Annotated in this window: 18 protein-coding genes; 6 read left to right on the top strand and 12 right to left on the bottom strand. The window is 40.3% G+C overall.

The annotated features are described in order from the left end of the window. Nucleotides 1–488: 488 nt before the first annotated feature. The 3 genes from OCI93_RS06360 to OCI93_RS06370 form a co-directional block, all read right to left on the bottom strand. Entirely contained in the window at nt 489–2,369 is a 1,881-nt protein-coding gene (locus tag OCI93_RS06360; RefSeq protein WP_261626055.1) for a methyl-accepting chemotaxis protein, read from the bottom strand. A gap of 113 nt (nt 2,370–2,482) precedes the next feature. Then, on the bottom strand, nt 2,483–3,535 hold the full coding sequence (locus OCI93_RS06365) for an MJ1255/VC2487 family glycosyltransferase (protein WP_261593057.1): 1,053 nt from the start codon (nt 3,533–3,535) through the stop codon (nt 2,483–2,485). After that, on the bottom strand, nt 3,532–4,053 hold the full coding sequence (locus tag OCI93_RS06370; RefSeq protein ID WP_261593059.1) for a phosphatase PAP2 family protein: 522 nt from the start codon (nt 4,051–4,053) through the stop codon (nt 3,532–3,534). Before OCI93_RS06370 ends, OCI93_RS06365 begins: the two co-directional genes overlap by 4 nt. A gap of 165 nt (nt 4,054–4,218) precedes the next feature. On the opposite strand from OCI93_RS06370, the gene rraA reads away from it, so the two are divergent. Further along, nucleotides 4,219–4,722, top strand: coding sequence for a ribonuclease E activity regulator RraA (gene rraA / locus OCI93_RS06375; RefSeq protein WP_261593060.1), 504 nt, complete (start codon nt 4,219–4,221; stop codon nt 4,720–4,722). 5 nt (nt 4,723–4,727) lie between these two features. Next, nucleotides 4,728–5,783 (top strand): formimidoylglutamase, encoded by a 1,056-nt coding sequence (locus OCI93_RS06380; RefSeq protein ID WP_261593061.1) that lies wholly within the window; start codon nt 4,728–4,730, stop codon nt 5,781–5,783. On the opposite strand, the gene OCI93_RS06385 is transcribed toward OCI93_RS06380, so the two are convergent. After that, nucleotides 5,780–7,552, bottom strand: coding sequence for an EAL domain-containing protein (locus tag OCI93_RS06385; RefSeq protein WP_261626056.1), 1,773 nt, complete (start codon nt 7,550–7,552; stop codon nt 5,780–5,782). The genes OCI93_RS06380 and OCI93_RS06385 overlap by 4 nt on opposite strands. 22 nt (nt 7,553–7,574) lie before the next feature. Beyond that, nucleotides 7,575–8,801 carry an imidazolonepropionase gene (gene hutI / locus OCI93_RS06390; protein ID WP_261626057.1) on the bottom strand — a complete coding sequence of 409 codons (1,227 nt, stop codon included), beginning with the start codon at nt 8,799–8,801 and terminating at the stop codon, nt 7,575–7,577. Between the two features lie 109 nt (nt 8,802–8,910). Here hutI and hutC point away from each other — a divergent pair, with 109 nt between their 5' ends. Further along, entirely contained in the window at nt 8,911–9,627 is a 717-nt protein-coding gene (gene hutC / locus OCI93_RS06395; protein WP_261626058.1) for a histidine utilization repressor, read from the top strand. A gap of 25 nt (nt 9,628–9,652) precedes the next feature. Here the strand turns inward: hutC and OCI93_RS06400 are convergent, their stop codons facing one another. Genes OCI93_RS06400 through ompR form a run of 3 tightly spaced genes read right to left on the bottom strand, consistent with a single transcriptional unit; the run spans nt 9,653 to nt 12,468 of the window. After that, complete coding sequence (locus OCI93_RS06400; protein ID WP_261626059.1) at nt 9,653–10,411, bottom strand: Rossmann-fold NAD(P)-binding domain-containing protein; 759 nt, start codon at nt 10,409–10,411, stop codon at nt 9,653–9,655. Between the two features lie 23 nt (nt 10,412–10,434). Beyond that, a complete protein-coding gene (gene envZ, locus OCI93_RS06405) occupies nt 10,435–11,739 on the bottom strand; it encodes a two-component system sensor histidine kinase EnvZ (RefSeq protein ID WP_261626060.1) in 1,305 nt (434 codons plus the stop codon). A gap of 9 nt (nt 11,740–11,748) precedes the next feature. Beyond that, on the bottom strand, nt 11,749–12,468 hold the full coding sequence (ompR, locus tag OCI93_RS06410) for an osmolarity response regulator transcription factor OmpR (protein WP_261593067.1): 720 nt from the start codon (nt 12,466–12,468) through the stop codon (nt 11,749–11,751). Nucleotides 12,469–12,662: 194 nt separating this feature from the next. Between ompR and greB the strand changes: the two genes are divergently transcribed. Then, the gene (greB, locus tag OCI93_RS06415; protein ID WP_261626061.1) at nt 12,663–13,136 is read left to right on the top strand and encodes a transcription elongation factor GreB; all 474 of its coding nucleotides are present in this window, start codon (nt 12,663–12,665) and stop codon (nt 13,134–13,136) included. A 93-nt stretch (nt 13,137–13,229) separates the two neighbouring features. Then, a complete protein-coding gene (locus tag OCI93_RS06420; RefSeq protein WP_261593069.1) occupies nt 13,230–15,548 on the top strand; it encodes a Tex family protein in 2,319 nt (772 codons plus the stop codon). Between the two features lie 44 nt (nt 15,549–15,592). Here the strand turns inward: OCI93_RS06420 and OCI93_RS06425 are convergent, their stop codons facing one another. From OCI93_RS06425 to bioH, 3 genes are all read right to left on the bottom strand, one after another. After that, complete coding sequence (locus tag OCI93_RS06425) at nt 15,593–16,504, bottom strand: putative metalloprotease CJM1_0395 family protein (protein ID WP_261626062.1); 912 nt, start codon at nt 16,502–16,504, stop codon at nt 15,593–15,595. A 15-nt stretch (nt 16,505–16,519) separates the two neighbouring features. After that, a complete protein-coding gene (locus tag OCI93_RS06430) occupies nt 16,520–16,828 on the bottom strand; it encodes a hypothetical protein (RefSeq protein ID WP_261593071.1) in 309 nt (102 codons plus the stop codon). 101 nt (nt 16,829–16,929) lie between these two features. Next, a complete protein-coding gene (gene bioH, locus OCI93_RS06435) occupies nt 16,930–17,667 on the bottom strand; it encodes a pimeloyl-ACP methyl ester esterase BioH (RefSeq protein ID WP_261593072.1) in 738 nt (245 codons plus the stop codon). A gap of 71 nt (nt 17,668–17,738) precedes the next feature. On the opposite strand from bioH, the gene OCI93_RS06440 reads away from it, so the two are divergent. After that, nucleotides 17,739–18,413: a ComF family protein gene (locus OCI93_RS06440; RefSeq protein ID WP_261626063.1), complete on the top strand. Its 675-nt coding sequence runs from the start codon at nt 17,739–17,741 to the stop codon at nt 18,411–18,413. Here OCI93_RS06440 and OCI93_RS06445 read toward each other — a convergent pair. Beyond that, nucleotides 18,390–20,930, bottom strand: coding sequence for a M14 metallopeptidase family protein (locus OCI93_RS06445; RefSeq protein WP_261626064.1), 2,541 nt, complete (start codon nt 20,928–20,930; stop codon nt 18,390–18,392). The two genes, OCI93_RS06440 and OCI93_RS06445, sit on opposite strands and share 24 nt — an antisense overlap. Between the last annotated feature and the right edge of the window lie 74 nt (nt 20,931–21,004).

Raw genomic sequence — 21,004 nt, forward strand, 5'->3', positions numbered from 1 at the left:
AATCACTCGAAAGTGAATTAGTTCTGCTGTTAGAACTCAATCTGTACGAGTGCCCACACAGATGATTGCTTCATATTTTTAAAGAACAATTTATGATTACGCTTTGGTAATCAAGGCGGTGATGAAGCGCTTTGCTTTATCTCGCTAGGGCTGCGCATGTTACGCTTTCCTATTTTTTTGTCAATACTTAATTTGAAGTTTTTGTTTTACTAAAAAGTCATTTTAAGTTTTACTCGACGCTGACTCGTTTTGCTTTGCTTGTTAGCGCCGCTCTCCGTGTCAGTGGGGTCGCATTATAGGGCGATCCTTTTTTTGATCAAGTGTTTTTTTCAACTTTTGTTAGATAAATGAGAAAAACAGCCATTTCGAGTGAAAAGCATACTGAAATAGCTTAAATCTCAGCTTTAAGGAAGATTTTCCTCATCAAAATATAAAATGCCGCTTTATTTGAAGCGGCATTTTTGTATTTTACTTCTAGTTAAGCATCATCAAACTTTATATTTAGCTACTGCATCTTTGAGTACTTTAGCTTGCTCAGAAACTTCCTCGCTACTTTGTGCATTTGCTTGCGCATGCTCAGAAGCAACCTGCGCAATGTCACGAATACGCACTACATTTTTATTAACTTCGCTGGCTACTTGGCTCTGTTCATCGATTGCCGTAGCTATATGAGTGCTCATATCCATAATATTTTGCACGTCTTCTGTAATCATACTCAACAACTCACCCGCCTTTTCCGCTTGCGCAACACTTTCTCCACCTTGATTACGACACTGCTGCATTATATTAACGACCTCTTGAGTTCGCTGCTGTAACGTGGAAATAATGCTTTCAATTTCTTGTGTCGAGTCTTGAGTTCGCTGTGCAAGCGATCTCACTTCATCCGCTACAACCGCGAAACCACGTCCTTGCTCACCTGCTCGAGCAGCCTCGATTGCGGCATTTAACGCAAGTAAATTAGTTTGTTCTGCTATACCTCTTATAACATCAAGTACAGATCCAATCGTTTCCCCATCTTTTTCTAACTGTGAAACAACATTTGAAGCACCACTTAGCGACTCTGACAATGCAATTATATGCTTAATAGTAGCATCAACTTCTGAGCGACCTTGCTGAGCATTGCCATTTGTTGACTCTGCTTTTTGAGAAGCAGCTTCTGTATTATGTGAAATATCTTGAATAGTCGCTTGCATTTGGGTTGCTGCAGTTGCCACCATATCAGCCTCATGGAGCTGCTCGCTCACACCTGCACTAGTTTGTGCTGTTGATTCTGTTAAATGAGAAGTTGCATCATTAATTGTATGCAATGCACTATTCACCTCTGTTATTAAAAGCTTAAAGTCATTAATTAAACTATTAAAGTCTTGAGTCATAATAGTAATTTCATCGTTACCGCTTTGCTCTATTTGCAACCCCAAGTTATTTTCCTTACGGATCCGCTCTATGGTTAAATAAACCCGCTCCACAGGTCTAACAATAGAGTTACTCGTAGATAATACCAGCGCCATAACTATGATTGATGCTGTAGCAAAAACAGAAAATGCAATGAATTGAACTGAATCAGAGCTTGTTGAGATCACTTTTTGAGTTGCTGCTACTACTTCGGTGACCAACTCTTCGCTTCTTTCGACGCTACTTTTCATTTGACCTAATGCGCCGTCATCTAAATGCAAACCTAATTCTACTTGAGCATCAACCAAAGCTTGAAATTTAGTTTGATATTCGTTGAGTAAACGAAGCAGTTCATTTTGATACCCACTCGGAAAGCCTGCTGATTTAATTTGCTCACTAAATGTTGATACCAAACTCAATAATTTAGTTAAATATTTTGTATCCAAACGAAGCATAAAATCTTTTTCTGCTCGTCGTAAGTGCAGCATAGTCGACAACAACTCATAATTTTCGCGCTCTTTTAATAACGTTTCAACACCATGAACAGCCGCCCTCAATTCACCGTAAAGGGCATCTTTCGGATGTAAGCCGATTGCTTTTTGTAGCGTCACCACATGCTGAAAATCTGTATTATATTGTTTTGCCAATCGCTCAAAGTCATTAAGCTTGTTAGCTTCAATGTCAAAATGTGCAAATGTTTGCTCAAGTAATGCTAATGTATTTTGTAACTTTGCATACTCGTCATCAAATTTATCTAATGAGTTTTCCTCTTTGTAAAACAAAAAGTTTTTTTCGTGTTTTCTCATTGTAAGTTGATGAACATTGAGTTCTTTTGAATATTGAATAGCATTATTAAGCTGCAACATCATTTTTGCTTCATAAATGATCACACCCAACATAACAACCAAAGCAATACCAACAACCAAAGCGTTTAACTGCAAACGCCGCTTTATTGTCAAATTCTCTAACAAAGCCATACTGTTACCCAAATAAAATAAACCTAAGGCAAGTATAGCTGAGAACTATATTTACTGCTGCAGTTAACATTGCACAATTTGGAACTTTCCTACAGAAGGTACAATTCTGTGATTTACGCTGCGTTTGACAACTTAGAGCTTATTGGTTGCCACAATTTGTTATGCAAACCCTCAACATCATCCCACTTGCTATTTATTAGCCAATTTACTAAAGGCGAAGGGTCTGATGGAAAGTGGACTGCCTCAGCCATAGGCAGCTCTAAAAACTCTTCTAACGCATTAGTACTTAAATAATGCATGACTTTCGCTCGCCCCATACTTTCTAACGTTAACGCATTACTTAACTGCTCAAATTGACCATTTAAAGGTTTTAATAACAGCTTTTTGCCGAATTTCATCGCTTCACTGGAAAGCTCAAAACCGGCGTTTGCGACGATGCCACTGGTATTTGCTAAGTCTTTCAAAAAGCCACTCCGACTGGGAGAGCGTAAATGGATATTGGCCAAAGACTGGTTTTGTGCATTTGGGTGATAACAATAAAACTCTTTATCAGGAAAATCCTGTAACAACTCAATAATTTTATTTAACTCTTCAAAAGGTAAATATACAAGCACCTTATTTGCCACCGATTGACATTGTTTATCTGGTACTTCATAAGGGATAAATGGTGGAATTATATTCTTTGCAAATGGTTGCCAATGTACCCCCAAATATATATCGGCAGGGGCAAATTGTTTCAGTAACGTGCGTTTTATAAGCCCTGCCCCCTCTACGGGTACTTCTGGAAATAAAAAAGAGGCTTGGTGACTCATCGCAATAACAGGCACCTTCGCCAACTTTCCAGCCCAAGCGGTAACTGGCTCAAAATCATTAAAAACTAAATCATAACGAGCAACATCTAAATGACGTATGTCCTTATAAAGCTGGCCTAGTTTTAGCTGTTTAAGTGTATCAAACTTGTTTACCTGACCACTTTGAGTCGAAAAACTCAAACCATCTCGGCTTTTGTAGTCACCAAATACACTCATGTCAAAATACTTTTCCCTTCGCCTACCTGAGAATAAATAATCAACTTCTACGCCGTGTTCAGCAAAACACGCGGCCATAATTCGCGCACGTGTTGTATGACCATTTCCGGTACCTTGTACTCCATACAATATCTTCATAGCATTCCTACTAGCCCAATAGCCAAACTGGCACAACCTATTCCCATTAAAGCCCCCACTACTACATCTAATGGATAATGTACTCCAACTACAACCCTAGACAACGAAACACCTGTAGCCCAAATCAATAATGGAATAGACAAGATGGGAATGTGCTCTGATAGACATGTCGCATATAACCATGCCCCAGCACTATGCCCCGATGGCAAACTAAATTTATCACCCGGTGTTAACAAAGCCTTTTGTGAAAAGCAGTCACAAGGGCGCACTCGAGCAATACGCTTTTTTAAATAAAAATAAACTGGTCGCTCAAGCGCAAACGCTAACACAGCAGTTAATGCAAACTGTTGCCCCAGCTGTTCTAGAAAAATGGCACAAATAATAGCTAGCAACACATATAAACCACCATTACCGCTTTTAGATAAGCCTAATGCTACAATTCGCCACCAATGCTTAGGGCTTGGAGTGAAAACTGCAAAATATAAAGCCGTATCAAGCTGTGCTAGTTTACCTTTCATGATGTTTAACTCACATATTGTGGATAAATTCAGCATAGAAGAGCTAAATAACAAAACCGTGACAATTATGAGACACTAATATGTAACTTACTGTTTGGCATTGCTAAGGTTATATATGGGAGTATACTCACCCTGACTTAATGTTATTTTCTGAGGATAATAGTTATGGATTACAGCACTTCCGATTTATGTGACCACTTTGCTGATGTAGTTGATGTACTCGAACCAATGTTCATTAACTTTGGTGGCCAGGCTTCATTTTGTGGCCGTATTACCACAGTTAAGTGTTTTGAAAATAACGAGCTCATCCAGAGCATGCTAGAACAAGATGGAACTGAACGAGTCTTGTTAATTGATGGCGGCGGTTCTACACGTCGTGCGCTTATTGACATTGACCTTGCAGAACTTGCTGTAGAAAATAACTGGCAAGGTATAATCGTTTATGGTGCTGTTCGTCACGTAGATGAACTTGAAGAATGCGACTTGGGGATCCAAGCAATAGCCTCTATCCCTGTCGCCGCAGATAGCGAAGGCTCAGGCGAACAAGCAATACCTGTCAACTTTGCTGGAGTGTCATTTTTTGAAGATGACTTTTTATACGCAGACAGTACAGGCATTATTATTTCTGCACAAGAACTACTCTTAGAGCCTGAAGAAGAACAAGAATAATTGGTATGAATAACTGGTTACATGTTTATAGTGAGGCTGATGTTATCAACCTCACTTCGACAAGAGAAAATGAGCTGAGGTATTGGCAGTCTCTTACTTTTTTAGAGCCCAACTCACAGCTTAATGTAGCACTAAAAGATGCAGCAGCATTTGGTATTAAGTATGTATTAGTTGGTATTAATGAAGATTTTGGACCAAAAGCAAATTGCGGAAAAGGAGGCGCGACATTAGGCTGGCAAGCATTTTTACAGCGCTTTTTAAATTTACCGTGTAATGACTTTTTAACGCCAAAGGATGTACTGCTATTAGGTGAAGTTAATTGTGATGACTTACAACAACAAAGTAGTAATTTGGATAACTCTAATCCTGAACAACTGGTTGCCCTTCGACAACTATGCGAGCAATTAGATGAAAGAGTCGTATATGTTTTAAGTATGATATTTGCTGCAGGGCTTGAGCCTATTATTATCGGTGGTGGTCATAACAATTGCTTTGGTATTTTAAAAGCGCTCGCACAAACCAAAGGAACAGCATGCCATGCTATTAACTTTGATCCACATGCAGATTTTAGAGCATTAGAGGGCAGACACAGTGGCAATGGGTTTCATTATGCACATCAAAATTCATACCTTTGCGACTACCATGTAGTAGGGATGCATGAACAAAAAAATAACCAAGCTATTATAGCTGCTTTGAACCAAGCTCAATATAGTTATATCAGCTATCAAGATATTTTAGTAAGTCGCAAATATTCATTAACTCAAGCTTGCGAGTTAGGCTTGAAACGCTTTGCAAACAAAGCGCCTTTAGGTGTAGAGGTAGATGTTGATAGCATTAGTTATATGCCTGTAAGTGCTTTTACTAACTGTGGTTTTAGCGTCAGTGATGCAGAACACTTTGTCTATTTGGGCGCTCAACAAGCAAACGCTTCTTATTTACACCTCTGCGAAGCGGCACCTGGCAATCACCCTCAAGGTTTAGCCCAAGGCATGCTTGAAGCTGGGCAAGTACTTAGTGGCTTAGTATGCAGTTATTTACGTGCAAAAAGGCATAAAGCCTAATCCTTTCGTTGAGCCTTAAAATTATGTAGCCAACCAATGAGCCCTTTACAGCTCATTGGTTGAGCTAAAAAATGCCCTTGAATTGCATTGCAACTAAGCTGCTCAGCAAATTCTAACTGCACTTTATTTTCAACTCCTTCACATATCACTTTTATACCCCTTTCATGTTGCATCGCAACAATGTTATGTAAAAGAGCTTCAACGCCAGCAGGTTGAGGTTGCTCAGTTAATGCTGAAGAGAGCTTAATAAAATCAACTTGTAGATTAAACAAATTGCTCAATTTCAGTGCTGATTCACCAAACCTATCAATCCCTATATGAACACCCAGCTGTCTTAATTGAGTTATACAAACCTGTGTTTGTTGATCTATATTAGTAAATAGGCTGGCTGGGAACTCCAATAAAATTTCACCGTCCTGCAAATAATGCTCTAATAAAATATGTTCCATAAAGCTCAAAAAGTCTTTTTGCAACATTTCAGGGCCAAAAATATTAATGCTCAAAGGCACTTTAAGGCCTTCCATCTTTATAGCCATTGCTATTTCTGCAGCACGCTCAATAACAAAATGCGCTACGGGTAAAGATAAACCAGCTAAACGTATATCTTCAATAAAGTACTCTGCAGTCAACAGCCCTTGTTTAGGGTGTGGCCAACGCAATAACAATTCTAAGTAAGCGATTTCTCCGCTTGGATGCGAAAAAGCAGGCTGAAAATATACTTCTAACTCCTCACTTATCATCACTTTTGCCAGTTCCCTCAATCGAGTTTGCTGCTCTACTTGGCTAATTTGCATCTGCTGCTGATACGCACATACCGCCTGATTAGAGAGTTTATCTAGTGCCAAGTATGCACACGCTATCAAACTATCAATTTGACCTAGCTCTTCATCACAATTGACATAACTTGCTCGAGCCGATATATCTAAGGTACAACTACCAACATGGAATGGTTTTTCAACACTTAATAAAATATCATCAATAAGCTGCTCATGAAGATATTCAAAACGTCCCAAACGACACACAAATGCAAAGTGTAACCCTCCTAGGTGTGCGAGTCTTGATACCGAGTTGCCATCAGGAATAGGAAAAATGTCTGTAGCACTATTAAGCTGCTGCTTTATTCTATTCGCTGATTCAGCAAGCAAGGTATCCCCAAACTCTCTGCCTAAATGAATATTAACTTGCTCAATTCCCTCTAAAAATATTAAAACAAGCATGGCAGGCCCAGGGTCTAACTTTCTTTGTATCTCATAGGCATGCCTCAAACTCGCTCGGTTAGGTATACCTAAGTCATTACCACTTAGCTCTTTATCATAAGAAGTTGAGCGCTGCTCTTCACGAGTTTCATTGATAGTGGCATAAAGTAGTCCGAAATAAATAGGAAAAAGCGCAATAACAGCTAAATTCACAGGCCATTGCGACAATAAATAGCCACTTAAAATAGCGGCATATATACATGTACTGGCCGCAACTAACCTACTTATCCACGATACAGAAAATGAAAAAGAGTAGGCAAGATAAATAGCAAAAACGATAACCAGCACAAACATTGCCAGCGGCACATTTAAAAATAGTAAAAGCAACGTGATAATACACAAAGAGAAATGTAAGCCTTTTAGTAATAGCTCTTTGGTAACAACACATAACATCACACCGGCGGTAACAATACCACCCGCAGACAAGACATCAAACAACGGCACTGAGTGCGCCGTTGTATCTGAGAGTGAAGGTAATAAAGCGGCAAACCAAGTTAATGACTGTAACAACACCTGCTTACCATTAAATAAACGATTAGTAGTGAATAAGTTTACCCGAGATCCACAAATTTGATAGGTCACTTACGCCAAATTGATAACTTAGTTCTGCAGGGTGATCTACTTGCCACAAAGCAATATCTGCTCGCATACCGACTTTTAGCATACCTCTATCGCTTAGTCCTAGGGCTTTTGCAGCGTTAACTGTTACCCCCTCTAACGCTTCTAGTGGTGTCATACGAAATAGTGTACATGCCATATTAAGCATTAAACGTAATGAACATAGTGGTGCGGTGCCTGGGTTAAAATCACTGGCAATAGCCATTGATACTTTATGTTTTCGCAATAGCTCAATCGGTGGTAACTGAGTTTCTCTTAAGAAATAAAATGCGCCAGGTAAAACAACCGCCGTAGTGCCAGCTTTTGCCATAGCCATGACACCTTGTTCATCTAAATACTCAATATGATCTGCTGATAGGCCTGCAAATTCCGCCACTAACTCACTACCATGCTGGTTAGATAATTGTTCAGCATGACATTTTATTTTTAGTCCTAATTGCTGTGCCTTTGTAAATACTTTTTTGGTTTGTTCGTAGCTAAAACCCACATTTTCACAAAATACATCCACAGCAACGGCCAGACCTTGCTCAGCAACTTGAGGAAGCATTTGCTCACAGACTAAATCAATATAGTCATCTGCTCTATCTTTATACTCGGGAGGAAGTGCATGTGCACCTAAAAAAGTACTTTGCACATCAATTGGGTGACATTCATTTAGTAACTTATTCGTTTGTAGTAATTTCAGCTCGTTGTCACAATCTAATCCATACCCTGATTTACTCTCAACCGTTGTTACACCTTCACGCAACAAGCTATTAAGACGCTCTTTGCCTGTAACAAATAAAGTTTGTATGTCAGCTTGTCGAGTCGCACGTACAGTACTTGCGATACCACCACCTTGTTGCGCAATATCTTGATAAGAAACTCCATTTAGCCGCTGTTCAAACTCAGCTGCTCGGTTTCCAGAAAATAAAATATGTGTATGGCAGTCAATCAATCCTGGTGTTAGTAACTGACCTTTTGCATCATGAAGTGGTGTTGCTAGCACATCAAACTCAGGCATATTACTTTGCTCTCCAAGCCAAGCAATGCTACCCGCTTTAAGCATAATAGCGCCCTGTTCAATTAATCCGTATGGATTCGATATATCAGGGTCCATTGTGGCGAGTGTGACATTGGTGATCACTAAATCTACTTCCAGCATAACAGCCTCTTTAAATAGTAAAACTGTAATGAGTGTAGCAATCTAGCTTGTATATACAAGACATGTGTGCCATGTTTATTTTAATAAGAAGCGTGTAGAGCAGAAAAATATGGAAAATACACCAAAGTTTGCACAAATAAAGCAGCATATCATCGACAATATCCGAGCAGGCGTTTGGCATGAAAACCAACAAGTTCCCTCTGAAAACGAGCTAGCTAATCAATTTAAAGTAAGCCGTATGACAGCTCGACGTGCGCTAACCGAGCTAACTGATAGTGGTATTTTAACCCGCAGTCAAGGGCTGGGCACTTTTGTCGCAAGTTTTAAGTCACAATCATCATTGTTAGAGATAAAAAGTATTGCCGAAGAAGTTCGTCAAAGAAATAGTCACTACTCATGTACTGTTTTATCTCTGGAGTCTATCGCAGCGCTTGCACCAATTGCTATTGCTTTAGGCGTTGAAATTGATAGCCAGGTTTATCGTAGCGTATTACTTCATAACGAAAATGATACACCACTGCAAGTGGAGGAACGTTTTGTTAATCCAGCACTTGCGGCCGATTATTTACAACAGAACTTTAGTGAACTTACCCCTCATGAATACTTATCAAATGTTGCACCACTTACCGAGGCAAGACATACCGTCGAGGCGATTATGCCCAGTGAAGAAGTTTGCCAATGGCTCAATTTATTCAACGAAGAGCCTTGTTTACAAGTGATCCGTCGCACATGGTCATCTTCAGGCATTGTGAGCTTTGCACGCTTGGTTTCACCAGGCAGTAAATATCGTCTAGGGGGTCATTTAACATTTAAGCGACCCATTTAAACGTAATAAACCCAACCACCCTTATCTAAATGTCATGCTGGTAACTAAAACCTAATTGATGAATTGCTGAGCCGTCAATTATACGCTGTGAATGTTCCTCACTTGCATACGTTGGCACTTGAGTATCAAATTGTGCGCATTTTTGTTGGTAGTAGCTTGCTCTTGTTGGGTGCCAAGGGTTACACACATTGTAAATTCTTGCTGCTTTTTGCCACGCGTCCAATAGGCAGAATATGGCTTCAATTACATCTTGTTGATGCACCATATTAATTGCCCCTTGAGATGAGCTTGCTAGTTGCTTACCCGAAACAAAGCGCCCCGGTTCTCTATTCGGTCCAACTAAACCAGCCAAACGAAGCACCTTTCCGTTCATATTAAGCACCATTTGCTCTGCTTTTTGCAAAATACTTTGCCGAGCATCGACAGCTTGAACATCATAGCTTTCGTAATATCTACCACTTTCTTTCGGGTAAACTCCCGTACTTGAGCATAACAAAAAGCCTTTACATGTAAATCGCTGGCTAAGTTTTAAAGCGTTATCTAACAACTGTAAGTAGTTACTGCTTTCATGTCGAGCTCTGGGGGGAATAGCACACACCCAGTAAGCCTCATTAAGAGAAATACTGCTGATTAATTGCTCATTTTCCAAGCGAAATATACGTTCATATTCCTGCTCGCAATTATCTTGCGTACGCGTGCCTTCAACAAGCCACCCTTTTTGTTTGGCTTGCAAACACAAAGGTTTTCCTAACCAACCAGCTCCTAACACTACGAGCTTATTCATAAAGCCGATGACCTCTAAAGAAATTATGTATTACATGCAGGCAAAACAACTTCGGCGCTTAAACCTCCACCGTTTCTGTTTCTGAGTTTAACTCTGCCACCATGGGTGGTGACTATGCGTTTAATAATAGCTAAGCCTAGACCACTCCCTTCACTACCACGTGCTTGATCTCCTTGTTTAAATGGCTCAAATACGCTTTCTAATTCAGCTTCAGGAATACCAGGGCCACGGTCTTTTACTTTTATCATGACCTCTTTAGTTCTGGCACTGTAATGCGTACTGACTTCTATTGCGTCATCGGAATAACGTATGGCATTTTCAATCATATTGGTTAATACGCGTTTGAGTGCAACGGAGTTCATAAGTACTTTGGGCACATTTTGCTCTTTGATAAAGCCAATAGTGCGCTTATGTTTCTTTTCTGCTTGGACAACATCCTCTACCAATGCGTTTAAATTTTCAGGAGACATTTGTCCACTATGATGGTGGCGAAGGTATTCTATAAATTGATCAATAATAGCATTCATATCTTCGATGTCGTCAATGATCCCTTCTTTTAGATAATCTTCTTCATCAGCCATCATCTCTGTTGCCAATCTAATGCGTGTAAGCGGCGTGCGAAGATCATGAGACACCCCCGCCATTAATAATCTTCGGTCATTTTCAAGCTCAGCTATTCCTTTTGACATCTGATTAAAAGCGCGAGTTACTTCAATCACCTCTGTAGAGCCTCGTTCGACCAAACGCGTTGAAAAATCCCCAACGCCAACACGGCCTGCGGCCATTTGCAATGCTTTTAAAGGTCGATTGAGATGACGAGCAAACCACCAACCACCAAGAACACTCAAAAAACCAATACTAGAGAGATAAAAAACCAAAAACTCTAGCTTGGCTTCACTGAGCCCTGTCAGTGGCACCCTCACCCAATAACCGGGGGCTTGAGGCGCTTCTACCCAATATACTATAGGGTCTCCTTGGCTGATCCGTACTCGTGCTGAGCCATTTAGTTGCTCTGACATACTTTGTGATAACAAGCTGTATTCTTTAGCCCTATCTAATCCATTAATATAAGCCTGCCGTTGAGTCATTACTTCAATACCTGTAATTTCAAAAAACTTTTCCGACAGTTCATCATTGACCTCTACACCCTCTTCCCAATCTATAAAAACCGTTTTAACCTGTTTCGCAAGCATTAAATTCACTTGCTCAAATGTTGGTTTAAATACATAAAGAGTGACGGTAATGTAGGAAACAATCTGATTTAACAGCAGCAGCGCACCAACAAAAAAAACGGTTTGTCCGAAGGCGCTTCTTGGGAATAAACTCATAAAAAACAACTAACCTTGACCGTCAGGTACAAATACATATCCTAAACCCCATACCGTTTGGATATAACGCGGGTTAGCTGCGTCATCTTCGATCATACGCCTTAACCTTGATACCTGAACATCGATACTACGCTCAAGCGCACTGTAATCACGCCCGCGCGCTAAATTCATTAACTTGTCACGACTAAGTGGCTCCCTTGGATGGCTGACCAGCGCTTTTAAAACAGCAAACTCACCACTGGTTAGAGACAGTACTTCATCCCCTTTTTGCATTTCTCGTGTTGCTAGATTGAGCTTAAAAATACCAAATGACACTTCGTTTTCTTCTGAAGAAGGCGCACCTGGCACTTCTTTGGCTCGACGACGTAAAATTGCCTTTATCCGTGCAAGTAACTCTCTAGGGTTGAATGGTTTTGGGATATAGTCATCTGCACCTAACTCCAAACCTATAATACGATCTACTTCATCACCTTTTGCCGTCAACATAACAATTGGAATTTCATTTTCTTTTTGTCTTATTCGTCGGCAAATAGATAACCCATCTTCACCCGGTAACATCAAGTCTAAAACCATAAGGTGAAAATTTTCACGCTCTAGTAAACGATCCATTTGTTCACTATTGGCAGCTGTACGAACAATAAAACCTTGCTCAACAAGGTAACGCTCGAGCAAACTACGCAAACGCATATCATCATCGACAACTAATACTTTGGTGGTTTCGCTTCCCATACTATGTTCTTCTTGTTATTAAATACCTTAGCTTAATATAATTGAAAAATGACAAACTAGACACCATACCTTATAAGAACTTTTGTTACTGAACGTTACAAATTTAGTAACTGGATAAATAGCAAACAATGTCGTGCCTGTCTCATTAGGCTTACTTAACTTTAGCGTTCAATAAAATTGACTAAATACCAAATATGAAAACCAACTTGATCACCCCTGAAGGATATCGACAACTTCAACAAGAGCATGACCATTTATGGCATGAGAAGCGCCCTGAAATTACCAAGATTGTGTCATGGGCTGCAAGCCTAGGGGATCGTTCAGAAAATGCAGATTATACTTTTAATAAGCGTCTATTAAGGCAAATAGACCGTCGTGTACGGTACCTACGAAAACGCTTACCTGATCTAAAAATCGTAGAATACTCTGAACAACAGGCCGGTAAAGTATATTTTGGGGCTTGGGTAGAAATAGAAAATGAACAAGCTGAGACAAAACATTTTCGCATTGTTGGACCTGATGAAATATATGAGCGTAAAGATTATATTTCTATTGACTCACCCATGGCGCGCGCCCTACTTGGTAAACAAGTAGATGATGAATTTAGCGTTCGTACCCCTGAAGGCGAAAAAACTTGGTTTGTAAATAGCATTGAATATAGTATCTGAGGTTATTATTCATCGCTGCTATGGTATTATTTGTATTATTCACGCTCATCATGCACAAAGAGCGTATATGACTGAACTTTATAAGGATTTTGCATGAGCAACATCTCGGCTCGTTTAGCACAGGAGCTAAACGCCAAAGAACAACAAGTATTAGCAGCCACAGCTTTACTTGATGAAGGCGCCACTGTGCCATTTATCGCACGTTACCGTAAAGAAGTAACGGGAGGCTTAGACGATAGTCAATTGCGCCTGTTAGAACAACGTTTAGGTTACCTCCGTGAGTTAGAAGAGCGTCGTACCTTTATTCTTAATACTATTGCTGAGCAGGGAAAGCTATCTGACCCTCTCGCATTAGATATCAACAATGCTCAAAGTAAAACTGAGTTAGAAGATCTTTATCTGCCTTACAAACCTAAACGTAGAACCAAAGGTCAAATAGCAATTGAAGCTGGCTTAGAGCCTCTTGCAGACGCGCTGTTTGCCAATGATAGCTTGGTGCCTGAAAACTTAGCTGCTGACTTTATCAATGTTGATAAAGGCATAGCCGATACCAAAGCAGCATTAGATGGTGCTAAATTTATTCTTATGGAGCGTTTTGCAGAAGATGCCAAGTTACTCGCTAAGTTCCGTCGTCATATTCAACAAAATGGCCAACTTGAAGCTACGGTGATATCAGGAAAAGAAGAGACAGGTAGCAAATATCGCGACTATTTTGAACACCATGAAACGTTAGCTAAAATACCATCACATAGAGCGCTCGCTATGCTAAGAGCACGCAATGAGGGTATTTTGCAGCTTGCTATAAACCCTGAACCTGAAGTAGACGACCCACAACAGTTCTGTGCACAAATGATTGCAGATCACTACCAGCTTAATATCAGCACAGCTAATGCAAGCAAGTGGTTAATGACTATTGTGCAATGGGCATGGAAAGTAAAGCTGGCCTTACATCTAGAAAATGAGTTTTTAGGTGCACTGCGGGAGCGTGCAGAAACGGGCGCAATTGATGTCTTTGCTAAGAACCTAAAAGATTTACTAATGGCTGCGCCTGCTGGACCAAAGGTTACCATGGGTATCGACCCCGGCTTACGTACTGGTTGTAAAGTTGCGGTGGTCGATGCAACAGGAAAGTTATTGGCTACTAATACCATTTTCCCGCATGCTCCACAAAACCATTGGGAAAAGTCACTGCGTACATTAGAGCAAGTATGCCGCCAATACAAAGTTGAATTAATTGCGATTGGTAACGGAACAGCGTCTAGAGAAAGTGACAAACTAGCTGCAGAATTACTGAAGATAGCCAGTGAATTGAAACTAAATAAAATCATGGTCAGCGAAGCTGGTGCTTCCGTCTATTCGGCGTCTGAATTTGCAGCTAATGAATTTCCGGATCTTGATGTTTCCTTAAGAGGTGCAGTCTCTATTGCACGCCGCTTACAAGACCCTCTTGCCGAGCTTGTAAAAATTGAACCTAAATCTATCGGTGTAGGTCAATACCAACATGACGTATCGCAAAGCCAGTTAGGCCAAAGCCTGACCTCCGTTGTTGAAGATTGTGTCAACTCAGTGGGTGTCGATGTAAATACAGCTTCAGCTCCGTTGCTAACACGTGTTTCAGGGTTAAACAAAACACTGGCGACGAACATTATCAAATATCGCGATGAACATGGTTCTTTTACCAACCGAAGTCAATTAAAAAAAGTTGAGCGATTAGGGCCCAAAGCCTTTGAGCAAGCAGCTGGGTTCCTAAGAATTGTAAACGGTAAAGACCCACTTGATGGTTCAGCAGTGCATCCAGAAGCATATCCTGTAGTAAAGCAAATATGCGAAGTAAAACAGGTTCCTGTCTCAAATCTAATTGGTAATACCGAACTACTGAATAAACTTGTCGCCAATGACTTTACGAATGAAAAGTTTGGCCTACCCACAGTAACAGATATTCTTAAAGAGCTCGATAAGCCAGGCCGAGACCCTCGACCTGAATTTAAAACTGCCACATTTAAAGCTGGCGTAGAGAAAATTAATGACCTTAAAGTAGGTATGATTTTAGAGGGCGTAGTATCCAATGTCGCTAACTTTGGGGCTTTTGTAGACGTTGGTGTACATCAAGATGGTTTAGTACACATATCTGCAATTACTAACAAGTTCATCTCAGATCCGCGGGAAGTTGTTAAAGCCGGTGACATTGTGAAAGTGAAAGTAACCGAAGTGGATGCTGCACGCAAACGTATTAGCTTCACAATGCGCCTAGATGATGAAACCCATCATGCACCTAAAACGCAACAAACCACTACAAGTTTGAAAAAACCAAGCTCAACAAAGGCAGCCAATAAACCAAAGTCTAAACGAGATGCTGGTAATGCCGCTATGGGCAATGCTTTTGCTGAAGCTTTTGCGAAACTGAAAAAGTAAATGAAAAGCCGTATCCGCAGATACGGCTTTAATACACTATTTGCCTAAACGCTGAGAGATAAAGATGCAGGCGTATCAGGCGAGGCTATATGTTGATAAAAATCATTAATTCTCAGTGCTCTAGCTTGGATCTGAGGATCTCTTTCAATAGGCAATGCCATAGCGTAAGGATCAACATCTTCTTTTAACCTCACCCGTTCTTCATCAGAAACTCGCCCATCTTCTTCACCTTCTTTTAAGCGGCGAGTTTGATAAGTGCCAATTGGGGCTCGTTCAGATTGTTCGTCATTTCCACTAATACGCTGTTTTGCTAACTGTGCTTGCGCCGCCGATAGCTTCTGCGTTGCATCAGCAGCAATAGCTCGGTCAGCGCCTGACGGTTCTGCTGGTGCAAGCGCAGCAGCCCTAACAGTTTGCATTTTATCAATCGTCTGTTGCGGGTCACCAGGCACCTCAGCAACATCGATCATCACCTCACCACCAACGGCATAATTATTACCGTCAGGGCCTCTTTGATACTCATAACTAGGAGAACCAGCATATTGCCCACCAACACGGGCATGTGCTTGCTCATGCAATCTAACTTCTTGATCTCTGGCTTTGAGCTCTTGTATTTCTTGCTGCTTTACCTGCTCTTCTTGCTCATTATTAACCTCTTTGCTTTCATCCTGCGCACCATCACCTTTTTGTTGCCCTTGTTGACGACCTTGCTGCTCTTTGTCCTCAATGGTCTTGTTTTTGTCTGCTTGTGCATTTGAGCTATAAAGAGGTGAATCATCAGGCGAATTTGCCTTTGCTTTGTCGCCTTCATTTGCGCTTTTATTTTCTGTAAAGCTTGCTGCTGCGGGAGGTGCTTTTGGGATTATTTCGCGCACCTGATTGTCACGCCTAGCAGTTTCAGTGTAAACGTTTGCAGTATTGAGGTTCATCGCCGGTGGTGGCGTTACTATGTTCATAACATATTTATAAATCTAAACCCTAATATCAATTAAGGTGCCTAAAGCTTCATCCGCTGTTCGGATTGTTTGAGTATTTGCTTTAGCATTAAACTCTTCGACTTTTAAATTAACCAAAGACTCATCTATCTTTGCGGGCTGTGAAACGGGCGCTGTCGTTGCTTCATTTGCACTGGCTGCTTGCAATTGACGCTGTTGCGATTGCTCCTGATCACTTTGATTTTGCACCGTAGCACGATTAATTTCAGCACTAGCACGTTCGATGCCTTGACTGGCTCTATTAAAACCTTCCAAGCCTGTATTTAATACGTCACCTATTGGCATATCTCTCTCCCGATACAAATACACATGATTAATTATTGCTCAAAAAGCAGTAAAGATAAAGTATTAGTGACTAAAAAAACTACCATTCAAAAGCGCTAGTTTTAAAGTATTGATTTTAGATAGGATATAAATTCATCACGATGAGAAATAAAAGGAGCATGAGATGCTTTTTCAATCATTTTGTAGCTAAAGTCAGGGTTTAGTTCTGACATCCGTGCGCAAACTCTTTTGGGCACCAACGTATCAAGACAACCGAAAACACCATACATAGGTATAGATAAGCGACTAAACAAAGTCCGCAAATCTTGCTTTTGAAGTAATTCCAACCCAACAGATAAGGCTTGCTTACTTGCAACCGGTTGCAGCTTAAGTAGTGCCCGTAGAGCTTTGATATCTTCTTTTGCATGCTCGCTACCCATTGCTTGGATAGCCAAAAACCTGTCTATGGTTTTATTACTATCTTGCACAAGTTGATCTTTAAATTTATCAAGTACTTGTCCACTAACCCCTTCCCATTCGTCCTGTTCAACAAAACAAGGTGAAGACGAAACTAACACAACTTTAGAAACTTTTTTGGGGTAATACTTGGCTAGGTATAATGCAAACAAACCACCTAAAGACCACGCAACAATTGTGCTATTGTCATTTATCTGCTTAGCAAGTTGCTGCACGGCAGAAGCCAATGAATATTCTTTATCAGGTACCGCAGCACCGCCAAAGCCCGGTAGATTTAAGCTATAAATAGCGCCGTTATACTCATTACTCAGCTCTTTTTCACACAACTGCCATACCGACTTGTTCATTCCCCAACCATGTAAAAGAATTAGGTCGTTTTGCATTTTTATTATCCTATACCACACTTACCATTATGATAACCACTTAGCCTGATAAAGTAACGAAAGGACTCAATATGCTTTTAGATTGGTTGTTTTCAAAGCAATGCCCATGCTGTCAAAGTGCGCTAATTAACACACAAGGATTATGTGCTCACTGTTTGTACGACTTCCCCTTATTTTGCGTTAATCAAGGAAACCTTTTATTTCGACCTGATATTAATAGAATTATCACCTTAAAAAATTGTGATGGCCTATTTGCTTGTGGCTGGTATCAAGGTTGGTTGCAAACTTGGCTCAGTGATTACAAGTTTCATCATCGTACGTATTTAAAGCAAATCCTAAAACAGCTTATTCATTACCAAATGCTACAGTTTTGGCAATCCAATTACTTTATGCCTGATATTTGCTTTTTCATGCCATTGTCACAAACTCGATACATTAGAAGAGGATACAATCAAGTCGCGCAAACTTGGCTTCCCTCAATAAAGCCCTACACTCATATTAGTCTTGGACTCACTAGAATAAAAACGACAAAACCACAAAGTGAGCTTTCAAAAAAACAGCGTAAAGATAATGTAAAAAATGCATTCTTAGTACAAGAAGATATTAAAGATAAAAAAGTGGCGATTATTGATGACGTCATTACAACGGGCAGTACAATGAGCGCGGCAGCACAAGCATGTATACACGCGGGCGCTGCACAAGTTTGGGCTTTTTCGACAGCCTTAACGCCCTTGAACGCTCAGTAAGTCACCAAAAAATATTGCATTGGTTAACACTCTGCTTGTGCCATACCAATAGCCTCTAAATACGGGGTTATCGGTCATTGCTATCACTCCCCCTTGACCATAACCATGTGCCAAAATGCTGGCTTTATTGGCGATTTTAGCTACGTTTTCAGGCGCGCTGTAACCTGCCATGAGGGGTGTACTTGTATATTTTCCCACTGTGACGAAAGGCTGCTCTGATGGCTTTAAGAGCCAAGTACTATTTTTGAATACAGGCAATAATGCACGCTGAAATCCATAGTTCAAGGGATGAGAAAGATCGACTTCAGTAGCAAATATAGCGCCTGCAATACGTTGCTTTGCTGATAACTTGTCACGGTCTTGATAACTTAGCTGATGCGTATCAAATTGCTCCGCCATCTCTTTACGAGAAATACTTTGTGCTTTTAAAAGTTGATTTGCTAATAACCATTTGGCACCGCGTTTGTGGCCCCAAATTATGCCTCCCCCCTTAACCCAACGCTTAATATTTTTAGTTACTCTCTCGTTAAGATCCGAATACAGCCCATCGACTAAAATTATATGGCTATATTTTTCAAGTGAAATTTTCGATAGGCGACGTTGTTCAACTAAAGTGGGGGCTACATCTAAATGCTTATCTAAATGATACCAAACCTCCCCAACTTCATACTGGCTAACTCCCTCACCACCAACGAGTAATACTCGAGGCGCTTTGAGTGGACGCATAAAACGCGAACCTAAGTCTATCCCTTGTGCTGTTAAGCCACTGTGAATGCCAAGCACTTCAATATCAAATTTTTTCTTTGCTTGATTTAATGCCTCTAACCACTTTTGTTCCGTTTGTAATACAGCTGGAATAATAATACTGCCAGATTGAAACTGTTGTTTACCATCTGTTGTATCTGCAGTAAATTCACTCAAAGCAACTCGAGCCTTCACTCCTTTTTTTAATAAGAAATTTAACATTTTTGGTGCATAGAAGTGTTGCCAAGAAAAACCATAAGCATAAGTGCTTTGCAAATCAGCTTTAGGCATTGCTTTTTCAGGGAGCCAAGCCTTGCTTGCTAATTTTAAGTTACGCTTATTTTTAATTTTTTCAAAAGGTAAATTAAAGGCATGCGGTAAGGTCCACCCTGATACATCATAAAATGTATTGTCTTTAAACGATGTTTGCTCCGAAAAAGCGGCTTTTAACAAACGATATTGAGGTTGATCCAGTGGAATAAATACATCACCTTTACGGTAAGCTTTATAACTTGCTTGAAGCGAGTATGACTTTATTTTATGTTGCTTAAGTAGAGTTAAAAAAGCTGTGAATTTTTGTTTATCACCATCCGCAGCAACAAGGTAGCCGGCAAAGTTTTCTGCCTTTGCAAGCTGGTTAGCCTCATTATAAAATTTACGCTGATAGGCCAATAGTTGTTCTTTATTCTCTACCACTCCCTCAAAAGTAGACAAACTAGTAGTTAGCTGATTTTTTATTGTTTGAGCAAATGTCAACTCACCATTAATTGTATCTTGCACATGGCCTCGACTACTGGCTTGTTCAAACAATATTCCAATTGCACCATTAATATCTGGATAAGTTGAACCTTTACCGTAATAAAAATCATCAAAGCTTTCTTGTGTAAAATACAATTGCTGCTGTTTATCCAGTGCCCTAACATGGTATTGAGCTAAAATATTCGTTAACTCAATATTTTTCTGCGGAGTTATTGGATGCGTTCGAGATGGGACGCCAGGTTGAAAGAAATAACTACTATTAGAGCCCATTTCATGAAAGTCAGTTAATACATTCGGTTTCCAGTGGTGAAATTGAGCAACCCGAGCTCGCGACTCTGGGTGCTGTAATAATAACCAATCACGATTTAAATCAAACAAAAAGTGATTAGTGCGTCCTGAAGGCCAGCGCTCTACATGCTCTCGATGGTTCGGATCAGCAGATAAAACACGGCCTCTATTGCTATTGGCCCACTGTGCAAAACGCGCTAAACCATCAGGGTTCAATGACGGGTCAAGTAAAATCACCGTGTTGGCAAGTAGCTGCTCAATTTCTTTTCCTTGGGAAGCTGCCAAGTAATAAGCAACCAACATAGCTGCATTACTACCTGAAGACTCATTTCCGTGTACACTATATCCCATCCACAGTACCGCAGGCCCTCTATTATCGCTTGTCATATCAATTAAGCGTGTTAAGTGTTGCTGGCGCACCGTATCTATATTATCTAACTGACTTTTACTGCTAATTGTCAATAACAACAATGGACGCTGTTCATGGCTATAACCAATTGTATTAATATTTATACGCTCACTTTGCTTTGCAAGTATGTGTAAATACTGTACGAGCTGATCATGCCTTACATGCCATTGCCCAACTTCATAACCTAGCATTTCACTGGGCTTTGTTATATTGGTATCAAATGTGACTTCATCTGAAAAATAGAAGCTTAAAGGTTTTGCCACAGCCAAAAAGAGACTTTGCATTACCATCAAGACCATAAACAAAACAATACGCATAAAATACACTCTAATAATTTTTTATATGCAAACGCTAACAGGGCAAACAAACTGTGCCAAATTTTTACGTTCAA

It is taken from the genome of Pseudoalteromonas holothuriae (assembly GCF_945859825.1).
In the GTDB taxonomy this organism is placed as follows: domain Bacteria; phylum Pseudomonadota; class Gammaproteobacteria; order Enterobacterales; family Alteromonadaceae; genus Pseudoalteromonas; species Pseudoalteromonas holothuriae.

Bases quoted from the DNA above. Each gene is read 5' to 3' on its own strand.
- OCI93_RS06360 (WP_261626055.1), bottom strand. From the start codon at position 2,369: ATGGCTTTGTTAGAGAATTTGACAATAAAGCGGCGTTTGCAGTTAAAC.
- OCI93_RS06365 (WP_261593057.1), bottom strand. From the start codon at position 3,535: ATGAAGATATTGTATGGAGTACAAGGTACCGGAAATGGTCATACAACA.
- OCI93_RS06370 (WP_261593059.1), bottom strand. From the start codon at position 4,053: ATGAAAGGTAAACTAGCACAGCTTGATACGGCTTTATATTTTGCAGTT.
- rraA (WP_261593060.1), top strand. From the start codon at position 4,219: ATGGATTACAGCACTTCCGATTTATGTGACCACTTTGCTGATGTAGTT.
- OCI93_RS06380 (WP_261593061.1), top strand. From the start codon at position 4,728: ATGAATAACTGGTTACATGTTTATAGTGAGGCTGATGTTATCAACCTC.
- hutI (WP_261626057.1), bottom strand. From the start codon at position 8,801: ATGCTGGAAGTAGATTTAGTGATCACCAATGTCACACTCGCCACAATG.
- hutC (WP_261626058.1), top strand. From the start codon at position 8,911: ATGGAAAATACACCAAAGTTTGCACAAATAAAGCAGCATATCATCGAC.
- OCI93_RS06400 (WP_261626059.1), bottom strand. From the start codon at position 10,411: ATGAATAAGCTCGTAGTGTTAGGAGCTGGTTGGTTAGGAAAACCTTTG.
- envZ (WP_261626060.1), bottom strand. From the start codon at position 11,739: ATGAGTTTATTCCCAAGAAGCGCCTTCGGACAAACCGTTTTTTTTGTT.
- ompR (WP_261593067.1), bottom strand. From the start codon at position 12,468: ATGGGAAGCGAAACCACCAAAGTATTAGTTGTCGATGATGATATGCGT.
- greB (WP_261626061.1), top strand. From the start codon at position 12,663: ATGAAAACCAACTTGATCACCCCTGAAGGATATCGACAACTTCAACAA.
- OCI93_RS06420 (WP_261593069.1), top strand. From the start codon at position 13,230: ATGAGCAACATCTCGGCTCGTTTAGCACAGGAGCTAAACGCCAAAGAA.
- OCI93_RS06425 (WP_261626062.1), bottom strand. From the start codon at position 16,504: ATGAACATAGTAACGCCACCACCGGCGATGAACCTCAATACTGCAAAC.
- OCI93_RS06430 (WP_261593071.1), bottom strand. From the start codon at position 16,828: ATGCCAATAGGTGACGTATTAAATACAGGCTTGGAAGGTTTTAATAGA.
- bioH (WP_261593072.1), bottom strand. From the start codon at position 17,667: ATGCAAAACGACCTAATTCTTTTACATGGTTGGGGAATGAACAAGTCG.
- OCI93_RS06440 (WP_261626063.1), top strand. From the start codon at position 17,739: ATGCTTTTAGATTGGTTGTTTTCAAAGCAATGCCCATGCTGTCAAAGT.
- OCI93_RS06445 (WP_261626064.1), bottom strand. From the start codon at position 20,930: ATGCGTATTGTTTTGTTTATGGTCTTGATGGTAATGCAAAGTCTCTTT.